We start from the raw sequence: 12,755 nt of genomic DNA on the forward strand, positions 1-12,755 counted from the left end.
ACGGACCGTTTACCTCGTCTATCGAGGCGAACAGGCCGTTCGCTCCACACCAGCCAGCGGGGATGCGCGACTGCGCGGAACGAGTTCTCAAACAGGCTCTATAGCAGCACGAAACGCACACGGGGTCTTCTCCTCACTCCGGTTGGGGTTGGCGTTCCAGGAGCCGGGAGAGCACCACGGTCGACACCGTTCGGCTCACGAACTGGACCGACCGCAGGCGCTCCATCGCCTCTTCGAGGTGGTGGATGTTCGCCGCCCGCAGGTGCACGATCGCGTCCGCCTGCCCCGACACCGTGTAGGCCGCGACCACTTCCGGCAGCGGTTCCAGGCCGTTGCGGATCCGGTGCGCCGGGACGTTGCCGTCGCAGTGCACCTCCACGAACGCCTCCGTTCCCCAGCCCAGCGCCTCCGGGTCCACGACGGCCGTGAACCCTTGCAGCACGCCCAGATCCAGCAGCTTGTCCACCCGGCGCTTCACCGCGGGCGCCGACAGGCCCACCTCCGAGCCGATCTCCGCGTAGCTCGCCCGGGCGTCGGCCACCAGGTGCGAAATGATTCGTTGGTCCAAGGCGTCCATACGCAACATTCTGCCGTAAAAAACGAACGTAGCGTTATTGATGGACGGTCTGGAGAACACTTAGATTTCGATTCATGACGGTTACCGCCGGTCAGGCTCTAGAGACCCTCGCGCCGCTGCAAGCCACGACGCGCCACTACGTCATGTGCGCGCCCAAGTACTTCACCGTCGAGTACTCGATCAACCCGTGGATGGACCCGGGCAAACCGGTGGACGCCGATCTGGCGATGGTCCAGTGGACCGAGCTGAAGCGCGCCTACGAACGGCTCGGGCACGTCGTCGAGGTGGTCGAGCCGCAGCCGGGCCTGCCCGACATGGTGTTCGCGGCCAACTCGGCGACCGTGATCGACGACCGGGTGCTGGGCGCTCGGTTCCGCGCGCCGCAGCGGGCCGCCGAGGCCGAGCACTTCCGGCGCTGGTTCGTCACCCGCGGCTACCGGAACCTGGTGATGCCGTCCCGGATCAACGAGGCCGAGGGCGACTTCGCCTGGACCGGCCGGGTGCTGCTGGCGGGCAGCGGATTCCGCACCGACCCCGAAGCGCACGCCGAGGCCCAGGAGGTGCTCGGGGTGCCCGTGGTCTCGCTGCGGCTGGTCGATCCGCGCTACTACCACCTGGACACCGCGTTGTTCGTGCTGGAGCGCGGCGAGCGGGCGCAGATCGCCTACTTCCCGGAGGCGTTCTCGCCCGGGTCACGCCGCGTGCTGGAGCGGATGTTCCCGGACGCCGTGATCGCCGACGCCGACGACGCCGCCTGCCTGGGCCTGAACGGGGTGTCCGACGGGCGGCACGTGGTGCTGCCGGCCGAGGCGACCGGGCTCGCCGCGCAGCTGGCCGCCCGCGGCTACGAGCCGGTCCTGCTGGACATCTCCGAGCTCCGGAAGTCCGGCGGCGGCCCGAAGTGCTGCACGATGGAACTGCACGCCTGAGGGGGCGGGGCAAGCGAAGGGCGTCGTTGACCTGCAGCGACGCCCTTCGTCGTGGCCGCCTGCCTACTGCTCCAGGACGGCCTGCACGCCGAGCTCGATGCTGATGGTGGGGCCGACCACGGCGATGCCCTTCGCCAGGGTGGCCTGCCAGTTGACCGCGTAGTCCTCGCGGCGCAGCGTCGCGGTGGCGTGGCAGGCGACCCGCAGGTCGCCGTCGAAGCCCGGCCCCTGCCACTTCCGCTGGCCCAGGTAGGTGGTCGCCAGCTGCACCGGGCTGCTGGTGCCGCGCAGCGCCAGGCGGCCGCTGATCATCCAGCGGTCGGCGCGCAGGTGCGTGAAACGGTCGCTGGTGAAGGTGATCCGCGGGTGGTTCTCCACGTCGAAGAAGTCAGCCGACCGCAGGTGGTCGTCGCGCATCTTCACGCCGGTCTCGATGCTGGCCGCGTCGATGGCCACCTGGATCCGCGAGTCCTCGAACCGCGGCGCCACCTCCACCACGCCGTCGTAGTTCTTGAACATCCCGTGGATCTTGGACATGCCGATGTGCTGGGCGATGAACCGGACCTCGGTGTGGTACGGGTCGAACCGGTACCGGCCCGGGCGCGGCAGTTCCAGCGAGGCGTCGGGCTCCAGGCGGATGCCGCCGAGCGCGCAGTGCTGGTTGACCCGCACCTCCACGCGCGTGGTGTACCGGCGGTAGCCGCCCGCGCTGATCGACATCTTGTGGGTGCCGGGAGCGATCGAGGAGACGAAGCAGCCGTAGCTGTCGGTGGTGCCGTGCGCGGCCCGCTGGTTCAGCCGGTCCAGCAGCGTCACGGTCGCGCCGGGCAGCAGCCCGCCGCTTTCGTCGTGCACCTGGCAGGTCAGCAGGCCGCTGTCGAGTGGTGTCGGGGGGAGGAAGCCGCCGGACGAGCCGGTTCGCGCCGGCGTGCCCTTGCCGGTCGAGTGACGGCGACGCAGCCTGGCGAAGATCATTTGTTGCCCTCTTCTGCTCCTCCGGTCCCCGAACCGGATAAAGGTTGTGATTTCAACTAACTGACCATGGTAAGCCCGGGCGCCCGGCGGCCAGGCCACCCGGCGACGTTGGCTTCAGCACATCCGCCCAGCGGAACTACGACTCGCGCCGAGACGTTTTCTGGGTGACCTTCGGATTACGTGGAAAGGTGTCCTGGGAGGCCATCCGTCCCGGTCGGGAACCGGGTGGGTCCTCGGGCGGAGGCAGGCACGGTGCACAGTCACGTCAACGGTTTGAAGACCGCTCTGCTGCTCGGCGGAATGAGCGCGCTGGTCCTGCTGGTCGGGTCGATCTTCGGCCGGACCGGCCTGGTCATCGCGTTCTTCGTGGCGCTGGGCATGAACGGCTACGCGTACTTCAACTCGGCCAACCTGGCCCTGCGCGCGATGCGCGCCCGGCCGGTGTCGGAGGCCGAGCAACCGGCCATGTACCGGATCGTGCGGGAGCTGGCGACCTCGGCGCGGCAGCCGATGCCCGCGCTCTACATCAGCCCGACGCGGGCGCCCAACGCCTTCGCCACCGGCCGGAACCCGCGCAACGCCGCGGTGTGCTGCACGGCGGGGATCCTCGAACTGCTCAACGAGCGCGAGCTGCGGGCCGTGCTCGGCCACGAGCTCTCGCACGTCTACAACCGCGACATCCTGATCTCCAGCGTCGCCGGGGCGCTCGCCAGCGTGGTGACGTTCCTGGCCAACTTCGGGATGTTCTTCGGCATGTTCGGCGGCAACGACGAGAACCGGCCCAACCCGTTCGCGATGCTGCTGGTGGCGCTGCTGGGCCCGATCGCCGCCGCCGTGGTGCAGATGGCCGTCAGCCGCTCCCGCGAGTACCAGGCCGACGCGTCCGGGTCGCAGTTGACCGGCGATCCGCTGGCGCTGGCGTCCGCGCTGCGCAAGCTGGAGCGCGGCACCCAGCTGGCGCCGCTGTCACCGGAACCCCAGCTGGTGTCGCAGTCGCACCTGATGATCGCGAACCCGTTCCGCCCCGGCGAGCGGCTGGCGAAGCTGTTCTCCACGCACCCGCCGATGGCCGACCGGATCCGCCGCCTGGAAGGCATGGCGGGCCACCAACTACCTCCGGCCTGGTAACCGAACGGCCGAATCTTCGCAGGTCAAAGCCCGTGAGTACTTTGAGTTGCTATAGCAGCACAAAGTACTCACGGGCATTCACCAGGCAAAAGCTCGTCCGGGCAGCGGAGCGCGCGGGCTCAACCAACGGCGCCGGAGCGGCGGGCGACGTCCATGACGTACTCGCCGTAGCCCGACTTGGCCAGCTTGGTGCCCAGCTCGAAGCACTCATCGGCCGAGATGTAGCCCATGCGCAGGGCGATCTCCTCCAGGCAGGCGATCCGCACGCCCTGCCGGTGCTCCAGCACCTGCACGAACTGCGAGGCCTCCACCAGCGAGTCGTGGGTGCCGGTGTCCAGCCAGGCGAAGCCGCGGCCGAGCTGCGTCAGCCGCGCCCGGCCCTCCCGCAGGTAGGCGAGGTTGACGTCGGTGATCTCCAGCTCGCCGCGGGCCGACGGCGCGAGCCCCTTGGCGATGCCCACCACGTCGTTGTCGTAGAAGTACAGGCCGGTGATGGCCATGTTGGACTTCGGCTCCACCGGCTTCTCCACGATGGACACCAGGCGACCGTCCTCGCCCACCTCACCGACGCCGTAGCGCTGCGGGTCGCGAACCGGATAGCCGAACAGCGTGCAACCGTCGAGATCGCGGACGCACTGCTGGAGAACCCGGGAGAAGCCCTGCCCGTAGAAGATGTTGTCGCCGAGCACCAGCGCCACCGGGTCGTCGCCGATGAAGTCCGCGCCGATCACGAACGCCTCGGCGAGCCCGTTGGGCTGAGCCTGCTCGGCGTACTCGATCCGGATGCCGAACTGGGATCCGTCCCCGAGCAACCGCCGGAACAGCGGCATGTCCTCCGGGGTCGAGATGAGCAGCACTTCCCGGACGCCGGCCAGCATCAGGACCGACAGCGGGTAGTAGATCATCGGCTTGTCGTAGACCGGGAGCAGCTGCTTGGACACGACCTGCGTCAGCGGATGCAGGCGCGTCCCGTTGCCGCCCGCCAGCACGATCCCCTTCACCTGGATCCTCCAGCGGTGGTCACCGGAAATTCTCGAACTGCAGCGGGGCCTCGAAGTCGCCGGACTTCAGCAGCTGGATCACGGCCTGCAGGTCGTCCTTCTTCTTGCCGGAGACCCGCAGCTGCTCGCCCTGGATCTGGGCCTGGACGCCCTTCGGGCCCTCGTCGCGGATCTTCTTGGAGATCTTCTTCGCGACCTCCTGCGTGATGCCCTGCACGACCTTGCCGGTGGCCCGGAAGATCTGGCCGGAGCTGGCCGGCTCGCCCATGTCCAGCGCCTTCAGCGAGATGCCGCGCTTGATCAGCTTCTCCTTGAAGACCTCGATGGCGGCCTTGCAACGCTCCTCGGTCTCCGACTCCAGCACCACGCCGTTCTCGCCCGACCACTGGATCTTGGAGCCGGTGCCGCGGAAGTCGAACCGGTTGGCGAGCTCCTTGGCCGCCTGGTTCAGCGCGTTGTCCACCTCTTGGTGGTCCACCTTGCTCACCACGTCGAAGGACGGGTTTGCCACCTGACTACCTCCCGTTGAGCCGAAGCAGCGCGAGCTGCGAAGTTCTGCCGCCACACGCTACCGGCCGACGCAGCAGACCGGAGGCCGGTCGAGTCGGAGTCGATTCGCGCTAGTCCCCGGCATCGAGCGCGAACCGCGCAAACGAAAATGCCCCCGCGACCGGTCTGGTCACAGGGGCATCTTCGGTTGGGTGCCAGGTGGAGGATTCGAACCTCCGAAGGCATTGCCGGCTGATTTACAGTCAGCTCCCTTTGGCCGCTCGGGCAACCTGGCGTGCGCACCAGCAGCGCTGGCTTGCGAAGAAATAATACATACCGGCCGCCACTGGTATTTCAGGGGGTTCCGGCTCAGTCCGGCTCGGGGTGGAAGACCAGCGCATCGGCCTGGGCCAGGCCCGCGTCGAGCGCCTCGCGGGCCGCCTCGGGCAGCCCGTCGCGGAAGCCCGGGCCGGCGGCCTTGGCCAGCACCATCAGCCGCTTCGCGAGGCCGCGGGCCTGGGTGAGGCGGATCTCGTCGGCCGCCAGCACCTGGCGGGAGTCGGCGATCAGCTTGCGGTAGCGGTGGTTGAGCTCGGCCTGGCCGTCGACGACGTCCAGCGCGCTCGCCAGATCCGCGAGTTCCGCCGTGCTGACCAGGACAAAGTACGGATCGGGCACGAATCCGCAGCCTAGTTGACTCGCGCCCGGCGGCCGCCGGGCGCGGCTTGGCGTCTTCTCGGCAGCGCCGGTCGGCGGCACCACGGCCCGGCTAGCCTGGGCAGATGGCCATTGATCGAGCAGGTCGAGCGAAGCGGCGGCAGGAGCAGCGCGCCGCGGAGCCGCCCACCGGAGAGCTGCCCGCCGAGCAGCGCCGGACCGCCTCGGCGGCGCTGGGCGTCGAGGGCCTGTTCAGCGCGGGAGCCAAGCACCAGCTGGAACAGCTGGCCTGGGTGGAGATCGTCAAGGAGGACGACCGGGAGGCGGGCGGCCCGCTCGATCTCGACTCGGACGTCGTCCACCTGGAACGAAAGCGCGCGTAGAACTCTTCGCCGCATCGCCTCTGGAGCGGCGTTCCTGCAGGTGCGGGGCCGTGAGTCTTTTGGGCTGCTATAGAGCCTGTTTCCAAACTTGCTCTGCGTGGCGGTGCGGGTGGCGGCCCCCCTGCGGGATTTACCGTCGCCTTCTCGCTGTGGGATCCCCGACATCATGAATGCCAATTCACCACGTCGGGGTTGTCCTCGCGAGAAGACACCTGAGAACCCGCGGCGGTGCAAGCTGAGTAGGTGGGCTAAGCGGCTGCGCCGCTTCAAAGACAAAACCCCGCGCTACCACACCTCACAGCACGACATCCCAAACAGCCTCTATAGCGACCCAAAAGACTCACGGGCCCGTGACCAGCGGAAATGATCGATCTGGGCGGTCACGGCTGTTCGCCTGACCAGGCGCTCCACCTCGTCACCCGGATCACGATCAACGTGCCCGTCGGCGGATTCTCCCGGTACTGCGGGTACTTCTCCGCGAGAGCCGCGACGAGATCCGGGTGCGCCGCGCTGCCGGTCAGCTCCGCATCGCCGTCGGCGCGGGCCCACCACAGGCGGGACCAGTCGTCCTCGTAGTGGTCGGCGAGCAGCGCCACCTGCGGGTTCGCGGCGATGTTGCGCAGCCGCTTGAGGTTCGTGGTCCGCTTCGGCTTGTGATCCACTGCGGTGACGATCACATCTTCGCGGATCGCGAAGACGATCGGCACCAGGTGCGGTCGTCCCAGCTCATCGACGCTGGCCAGACGTGCCGCCCGTGCCCGCGCGAACCAGCTGCGTGCCTGCTGTTGGCTGATGCGCATCGTCCGTTCCGGTCCGTATGTTCGGAGTGTGCCTTCGGCTCCATCCACATCAGGGTCCGCCACCGTCGTCGGCCCCGGCTACCGCGACCAGCAGTATTGGCTCCGCTACCAGGACTTCTTCCCCGGTGCGCTCCGCATCACCGCGGAGAACGCCCCCGCCGAGCAGTGGTGGTCGTGGCGCGGCACGGCGGTCCACCTCGACCGCGTCGCGCGCCTGAGCGCCCCGACCAAGCTGATCGCGCTGCACGGTGTCGGCACCTACGGCCGCATGCTCGCCCCGTACGGGCGGCTGCCGTCGCTGGCGGACTTCGAATTCGTCGCCCCCGACCTGCCCGGCTTCGGCCTGACCGGCGCCCCCCGGCGCGGGATCACCTACCAGGACTGGGTTTCCTGCGTGCTCGACCTGATCGAGTCCGAGCGGTCCCGCGACGATCGGCCGATCGTGCTGCTCGGCATCAGCACCGGCGGCCGGCTCGCCTACGACGTCGCCGCGCAGGCCGGCGGCGCGGTGGCCGGTGTGATCGCGACCTGCCTGGCCGACCCGCAGCGCGACGAGGTCCGGCGGCGGCTCGCGGCCCGGCCGGAGATGGCCCAGTGGGCCGGGCTGCTGACGCTGGTCCCGAAGCCGTTTGCGACGGCGCGAGTGCCGGTGCACTGGCTGACGAACATCGCCGCGGCGTCCAACCACGGCCAGTTCGCCAACCTGGTGTGGGCCGACACCATCGGCGGCGGCAGCTGGCTCACGCTCGGCTTCGCCCGCAGCTGCCTGGCCACCGCGCCCGCGGTGGCGCCCGAGGATTACGCTGGGCCGCCACTGCTGCTGGCGCACCCCGACGACGACCGGTGGACGCCGCTGCTGCTGTCCCGCCAGTTCTTCGACCGGATCGCCGGGCCCACCCGCTTCGCGTCGCTCAGCGGCACCGGCCACCTCCCGGTGGAGGAGTCGGGGCTGGCGGATCTCGACCGCGCGGTCCGGGATTTCCTCGACGAGTTCGGGCTGCAGTAGTAACCGTCTGCTTCTGCCGGTCGCGTACGGTATTCGACCCGATCGGTTGCTGCGGCGATCATCACAAAGTGCTGCGGTGCGTCTCGTCGAGCCCCAAGAACCGTCGCGCTCGGCGGTCGTTGTGAAATCTTTGCTGGTCAACTCGCGAAGCTGTGCAAAGATGTCGCCGCGAACCACCCGCATCAACGCAGATGCGTGCGTCCGGCAGATGCGACGGGGACCATTGGCCCCTGGCCATCCGTGCGGTCGTGCGTCACGATTTGCCACGGCATTCGTGTGGTGCGCACGCGCCGCCGGCTTGGGAGGAGCGTGGATGATCGAGCGTCACCGCTCCCTCGGCCCGCAATCCAGTCTGGAGTCCGCTCGCCCGCCGGTGCGCGCCGAAGTGGACCCGGTCCGGCGCCGGATGTTCACCGGCTTCTCGTTCGTGGTGCTCGCCGTCGGCATCCTCGCGTCCGCCGCGACCTCGACCTGGCTGCCCTTCCACTACCGACCCGACCTGCTGTTCATCGGCCCGCTGCTGGCGATGGGCTTCCTACTGGCCGAGCAGCTGACCATCGACGTCGACGTGAAGCGGGTCGGCTGGACGATCTCCTTCACCGAGATCCCGCTGATCCTCGGGCTGCTGACGGTGCCGTTCGAGGTGGTGCTCGCGGCCAACCTGCTGGCCGGGCTCGGCGCGCAGGTCGGCCGCCGGGCGGCCACCCACGTCGTCTACAACGCGGGCGTGCTGTGCCTGGAGATCGCGGTGCCGTTCGCGGTGGCCAACGCGGTGAACCTGGCGCTGGTCGACGTGGCCCCGGCCTGGTTCGGCCCGGTCATCGGCACCCTGACATCGCCGCTGATCAGCTGCGCCTTCGCGCTCGCCGCACTGCACGTGCTGGGCGGCGCGATGCGGGTGTCCGCCGGGGTGCGGCTCGCGGTGAACACGCTGGCCGTGGGCCTGCTCAACACCTCGGTCGGCCTGGTCGGCTACGAGGTCTCGATCAGCACGCCGTGGGGCTGGCTGCTGGTGGCGCTGGTCGCGGTGGCCGTGATCGGCCTGTACCGCGCGTACTCCGGCCTGCTGCGCGAGCAGCGCGACCTGGAGGCGCTCAGCGACGTCAGCCTGAGCGTGGCCCGCTCCGGGCAGACCGCCCAGCACGGCCCGTCCGACTCCGTCGCGGGCGAGCCGAAGGTGTCGGTCAGCGAGTGGGAGCCGGTCGCGGAGCGGATCCGGGAGCAGCTGAACGCGACCCGCGTGGTGCTGCGGCTGCGGCTGGATCCCAGCGGCGAGGTCAGCACGCTGGTCGCGGGCGAGCCGCTGCCGGAGATGGCGCAGCAAGCCGCGCCCTCGGCGCTGCGCGACGACCCGCTGCTCCAGCTGCCGGGCAGCCATGTGCGTTCCTTCCGGACGCTCGAAGCGCCCGAAGAGGTGCGGCGCGCGCTGCGCCAACGCGGTGCCTACGAGGCGCTCGTAGTGCCGCTGCGGGGCGCGAGCCAGCTGCTCGGTGCCGTGGAGGTGCACGACCGGGTCAGCCGGTGGCGCGGCTTCGGCCGGGCCGATGTGCGACTGCTGCACACCCTGGCCAGCCACCTCGCGACCGCGATGGACAACCGCCGGCTGCTCGCGCGGCTGCGCCACGACGCCTACCACGATCCGCTGACCGGGCTGCTCAACCGGACCGGCTTCCGCGAGATGGCCGCCGAGGAACTGCGCAACGGGCGCACCGCGGTCGTGCTGCGGATGGACCTCGACGTGCTCACCACCGTCAGCGAGGCCCTCGGCTACACCTGGGGCGACCGGATGATCGTCGCCGCCGGGCGGCGGATGCGGGACGAACTCGGCGAGGCGCCGCTGGCCAGGCTCGAAGCGAACTCCTTCGCGGTGCTCCTGCTGGACCACAGCGAGGCCCAGGCGCACGAGTTCGCCCAGCACCTGCGCGAGGTGATCGGCAAGCCGTACCCGCTGGACCGGATCGTCGTGGAGGCCGCGGGCGTCGCCGGATACGCCTCGTCCGCGCCGGCCGACGGCGAGTGCGAGACCGACATCGACACCCTCCTGCAGCGCTCCGACGTCGCGGTCCGGGCGGCCCGCAACGGCGAGGACGGCGTGCGCGGCTACGCCCCCGCGATGGGCCAGGTCTTCCTGCGCCGCTTCCAGCTGGTCACCCAGTTCCGGCAGGCGCTGGACAACGGCCAGGTCGAGGTGCACTACCAGCCGAAGGTCGCGCTGCCCGAACGCCAGGTGGTGGGCGCCGAGGCGCTGGTGCGCTGGTCGCACCCCGAGTACGGGCGGCTGGACCCGGACGAGTTCGTGCCGCTGGTGGAGGCGACCGGGCTGGTCGACGCGCTCACCTCGTTCGTCATGGAGTGCGCGCTGGTCAAGATCCGGCAGTGGATGGATCGTGGCCTGCGGATGTCGGTCGCGGTGAACCTGTCGGTGCGCAACCTCGCCGACGAGACCTTCCCGGACCGGGTCGCCGAGGCGCTGCTGCGCCACGACATCCCGCCGGAGCTGCTCACCTTCGAGCTGACCGAGTCCAGCGTGATGGCCGACCCGGAGCGCTCGCTGCCGGTGCTGCGCCGGCTGCACGCGATGGGCGTGGTGCTGGCGGTGGACGACTTCGGCACCGGCTACTCGTCGCTGGCCTACCTGCGGCAGCTGCCGGTGGACGAGGTGAAGATCGACAAGAGCTTCGTGCTCGGCATGGGCACCGATCTCGGCGACATGGCGGTGGTGCGCTCCATCGTCGAGCTCGGGCACTCGCTGGACCTCGTGGTGGTCGCCGAGGGCGTGGAGGACGACGCCGCCCGCGATCAGCTGGTGGAGATGGGCTGCGACGTCGCCCAGGGCTACCTGATCTCGCGGCCGCTGTCCGAGGAGCGGTTCGAGGCGTGGCTGCAGGCCCGCACCAAGCGCGGCCGGGGCGCCCGGTCCGAGACCGTCCTCACACTCCTGCACTGAGGCCGGTTTTCGCCGGATCGCGCCGTCGATGGCCCGAAAACCCCGCCGTGACCAGCGTTTTCGCGAAAAGGTACCCCCCTGTTTCGAGGGGGTGCGGGTGGTGTGTAAAGTTCTAGACGTTCCGCAAGGAAACGCCCCAATAGCTCAGTCGGCAGAGCGTCTCCATGGTAAGGAGAAGGTCTACGGTTCGATTCCGTATTGGGGCTCGAAAGACAGCTGCGGTGCTCGGTAAACTGGGTGCTGTGGCTGTTTTGCGTGGGATATCCTGCGTCGGCTGAGGCGCGAGGTGCGTGCACCGAAGGTCCCAGCATGGCGGTGTAGCTCAGTCGGTAGAGCAAGCGGCTCATAATCGCTGTGTCGCCGGTTCAAGTCCGGCCACCGCTACCAGTCACGGGTTCGCGCGGATCTCCAGCGAACCGTTCCGGAGCACGACTAGAGAAAGGCACCCCCGTGGCCGCCACCGACGTCCGACCCAAGATCACGCTGGCGTGCGAGGAGTGCAAGCACCGCAACTACATCACCAACAAGAACCGGCGTAACGACCCGGACCGCTTGGAGATGAAGAAGTTCTGCCCGAACTGCGGTACGCACAAGCTGCACAAGGAAACCCGTTGATCGAGCGTTTCTGATCCCAGCTTCAGCGAGAGCCCGCCCCCGATTCCGGGGGCGGGCTCTCGTCGTTTCGCCCAGGTGCGGCGGGTAGCCTGCGGGCGTGCCGCTTGACCAGTCATTCATCGGGCGTGAGTACCCGCCCACCGCCGCCTACGAGGTGGGCCGGGAGAAGATCCGCGAGTTCGCCGCGGCCATCAAGGACGATTCCCCGCTGTACCGCGACGTCGACGCTGCCAAGGCCGCCGGATACCCGGACGTGATCGCGCCGCCGACCTTCGCGGTGATCCTCTCGATGGCCGCCCACGACGCGATCGTCGAAGACCCGCAGCTCGGCCTGGACTACGGCCGTGTGGTGCACGGCCAGCAGGACTTCACCCACCACCGGCCGATCCGGGCCGGCGACCGGCTCGTCACGGTCGTGCACGTGGACGACATCAAGGCCCGCGCGGGCAACGACTTCCTGACGGTGCGGGCCGAGATCGGCACCGTCGACGGTGAGCCGGTGTGCACCGCGAAGTCGATGCTGGTGGCCCGCGGCGCGGCCGACGAGGGGGAGGGCGCATGAGTAGCCCTGTGTCAACCCGAGTCCTCCCCAACCGCACCTCAGGGGAACGTGACGCAAACCAGCCACAAGAAACTGCGAAACGCGGGATTGAGCCGGACGCAACCACGACTGTGAAACGCGGAGAGGCAGAACTGTCATGAGCGTGCGGATGTCCGAGGTCGCCGTCGGCGACCAGCTGCCGGCGCTGAGCGTGCCGCTGACCCGCGCCGACCTGGTCCGCTACGCGGGCGCCTCCGGCGACTTCAACCCGATCCACTGGAACGAGCGGTTCGCGACCGGGGTCGGCCTGCCCGACGTGATCGCCCACGGCATGCTCACGATGGCCGTCGCCGGCCGCCTGGTCAGCGAGTGGACGGGCGACCCGGGCGCGATCGTGCACTACGGCGTGCGGTTCACCCGCCCCGTGGTGGTCCCCGACGACGGCACCGGGGCGCTGGTCGAGCTGTCCGGCAAGGTCGCGAAGAAGAACGACGACGGCACGGTGAAGGTCAGCATCACGGCCCGCAGCGCGGACCAGGGCGTCCTGGGCGGCGCCAGCGCCACCGTCCGCCTCCCCGAGTAGCGAGAACGCGAAAGGCGCCCCCCGGCGACTTGAAGTGGGCCCCGGAAGTTGGACTCGGTAATTGAGAGTCTAGGCAGCGAGGGCCTGGGCCCGGTATTGCACCGGGCTCAGGCCCTCGCAGTGT

General features: G+C 69.3%; 14 protein-coding genes and 3 tRNA genes. 10 read left to right on the plus strand and 7 right to left on the minus strand.

Annotated elements, in window-relative coordinates; translation table 11 throughout:
* Positions 1–133: 133 nt before the first annotated feature.
* On the minus strand, positions 134–577 hold the full coding sequence (locus AB0I53_RS47750; protein WP_358617377.1) for an Lrp/AsnC family transcriptional regulator: 444 nt from the start codon (positions 575–577) through the stop codon (positions 134–136).
* 74 nt (positions 578–651) lie between these two features.
* On the opposite strand from AB0I53_RS47750, the gene ddaH reads away from it, so the two are divergent.
* Entirely contained in the window at positions 652–1,506 is an 855-nt protein-coding gene (ddaH, locus tag AB0I53_RS47755) for a dimethylargininase (RefSeq protein WP_358617379.1), read from the plus strand.
* Positions 1,507–1,569: 63 nt separating this feature from the next.
* On the opposite strand, the gene AB0I53_RS47760 is transcribed toward ddaH, so the two are convergent.
* On the minus strand, positions 1,570–2,481 hold the full coding sequence (locus tag AB0I53_RS47760) for a YceI family protein (protein WP_358617381.1): 912 nt from the start codon (positions 2,479–2,481) through the stop codon (positions 1,570–1,572).
* Positions 2,482–2,733: 252 nt separating this feature from the next.
* Between AB0I53_RS47760 and htpX the strand changes: the two genes are divergently transcribed.
* Positions 2,734–3,609 (plus strand): zinc metalloprotease HtpX, encoded by an 876-nt coding sequence (htpX, locus tag AB0I53_RS47765; RefSeq protein ID WP_358617384.1) that lies wholly within the window; start codon positions 2,734–2,736, stop codon positions 3,607–3,609.
* A gap of 119 nt (positions 3,610–3,728) precedes the next feature.
* Here the strand turns inward: htpX and rfbA are convergent, their stop codons facing one another.
* The 4 genes from rfbA to AB0I53_RS47785 form a co-directional block, all read right to left on the minus strand.
* Positions 3,729–4,610 carry a glucose-1-phosphate thymidylyltransferase RfbA gene (gene rfbA, locus AB0I53_RS47770; RefSeq protein ID WP_358617386.1) on the minus strand — a complete coding sequence of 294 codons (882 nt, stop codon included), beginning with the start codon at positions 4,608–4,610 and terminating at the stop codon, positions 3,729–3,731.
* Positions 4,611–4,629: 19 nt separating this feature from the next.
* Positions 4,630–5,121, minus strand: a complete 492-nt coding sequence (locus AB0I53_RS47775) for a YajQ family cyclic di-GMP-binding protein (protein ID WP_358617389.1) — start codon at positions 5,119–5,121, stop codon at positions 4,630–4,632.
* Positions 5,122–5,312: 191 nt separating this feature from the next.
* Positions 5,313–5,394 (minus strand) — tRNA-Tyr (locus AB0I53_RS47780).
* 74 nt (positions 5,395–5,468) lie between these two features.
* Positions 5,469–5,777 carry a hypothetical protein gene (locus AB0I53_RS47785; RefSeq protein ID WP_358617392.1) on the minus strand — a complete coding sequence of 103 codons (309 nt, stop codon included), beginning with the start codon at positions 5,775–5,777 and terminating at the stop codon, positions 5,469–5,471.
* A 104-nt stretch (positions 5,778–5,881) separates the two neighbouring features.
* Between AB0I53_RS47785 and AB0I53_RS47790 the strand changes: the two genes are divergently transcribed.
* Positions 5,882–6,139 carry a hypothetical protein gene (locus AB0I53_RS47790; protein WP_358617394.1) on the plus strand — a complete coding sequence of 86 codons (258 nt, stop codon included), beginning with the start codon at positions 5,882–5,884 and terminating at the stop codon, positions 6,137–6,139.
* 380 nt (positions 6,140–6,519) lie between these two features.
* Here AB0I53_RS47790 and AB0I53_RS47795 read toward each other — a convergent pair whose 3' ends face one another.
* Positions 6,520–6,939 (minus strand): TIGR03668 family PPOX class F420-dependent oxidoreductase, encoded by a 420-nt coding sequence (locus AB0I53_RS47795; RefSeq protein ID WP_358617396.1) that lies wholly within the window; start codon positions 6,937–6,939, stop codon positions 6,520–6,522.
* 28 nt (positions 6,940–6,967) lie between these two features.
* On the opposite strand from AB0I53_RS47795, the gene AB0I53_RS47800 reads away from it, so the two are divergent.
* From AB0I53_RS47800 to AB0I53_RS47830, 7 genes are all read left to right on the plus strand, one after another.
* A complete protein-coding gene (locus AB0I53_RS47800) occupies positions 6,968–7,945 on the plus strand; it encodes an alpha/beta fold hydrolase (RefSeq protein WP_358617399.1) in 978 nt (325 codons plus the stop codon).
* 313 nt (positions 7,946–8,258) lie between these two features.
* Positions 8,259–10,892 carry an EAL domain-containing protein gene (locus tag AB0I53_RS47805; protein WP_358617402.1) on the plus strand — a complete coding sequence of 878 codons (2,634 nt, stop codon included), beginning with the start codon at positions 8,259–8,261 and terminating at the stop codon, positions 10,890–10,892.
* 133 nt (positions 10,893–11,025) lie between these two features.
* Positions 11,026–11,098 (plus strand) — tRNA-Thr (locus AB0I53_RS47810).
* Positions 11,099–11,203: 105 nt separating this feature from the next.
* Positions 11,204–11,279, plus strand: a tRNA-Met gene (locus AB0I53_RS47815).
* Between the two features lie 63 nt (positions 11,280–11,342).
* Positions 11,343–11,507 carry a 50S ribosomal protein L33 gene (gene rpmG, locus AB0I53_RS47820; RefSeq protein ID WP_010315521.1) on the plus strand — a complete coding sequence of 55 codons (165 nt, stop codon included), beginning with the start codon at positions 11,343–11,345 and terminating at the stop codon, positions 11,505–11,507.
* A 97-nt stretch (positions 11,508–11,604) separates the two neighbouring features.
* Positions 11,605–12,069 (plus strand): MaoC family dehydratase N-terminal domain-containing protein, encoded by a 465-nt coding sequence (locus AB0I53_RS47825; protein ID WP_358617404.1) that lies wholly within the window; start codon positions 11,605–11,607, stop codon positions 12,067–12,069.
* Between the two features lie 136 nt (positions 12,070–12,205).
* Positions 12,206–12,631 carry a MaoC family dehydratase gene (locus AB0I53_RS47830; RefSeq protein WP_358617407.1) on the plus strand — a complete coding sequence of 142 codons (426 nt, stop codon included), beginning with the start codon at positions 12,206–12,208 and terminating at the stop codon, positions 12,629–12,631.
* Positions 12,632–12,755: the final 124 nt, after the last annotated feature.

Origin of the sequence: Saccharopolyspora sp. NPDC050389, from assembly GCF_040655595.1 — a bacterium.
In the GTDB taxonomy this organism is placed as follows: Bacteria; Actinomycetota; Actinomycetes; order Mycobacteriales; family Pseudonocardiaceae; genus Saccharopolyspora.

Coding starts and splice junctions, on each gene's coding strand:
- AB0I53_RS47760 (WP_358617381.1), bottom strand. CDS start 2,481: ATGATCTTCGCCAGGCTGCGTCGCCGTCACTCGACCGGCAAGGGCACG.
- ddaH (WP_358617379.1), top strand. CDS start 652: ATGACGGTTACCGCCGGTCAGGCTCTAGAGACCCTCGCGCCGCTGCAA.
- AB0I53_RS47830 (WP_358617407.1), top strand. CDS start 12,206: ATGAGCGTGCGGATGTCCGAGGTCGCCGTCGGCGACCAGCTGCCGGCG.
- AB0I53_RS47790 (WP_358617394.1), top strand. CDS start 5,882: ATGGCCATTGATCGAGCAGGTCGAGCGAAGCGGCGGCAGGAGCAGCGC.
- AB0I53_RS47805 (WP_358617402.1), top strand. CDS start 8,259: ATGATCGAGCGTCACCGCTCCCTCGGCCCGCAATCCAGTCTGGAGTCC.
- AB0I53_RS47750 (WP_358617377.1), bottom strand. CDS start 577: ATGGACGCCTTGGACCAACGAATCATTTCGCACCTGGTGGCCGACGCC.
- AB0I53_RS47795 (WP_358617396.1), bottom strand. CDS start 6,939: ATGCGCATCAGCCAACAGCAGGCACGCAGCTGGTTCGCGCGGGCACGG.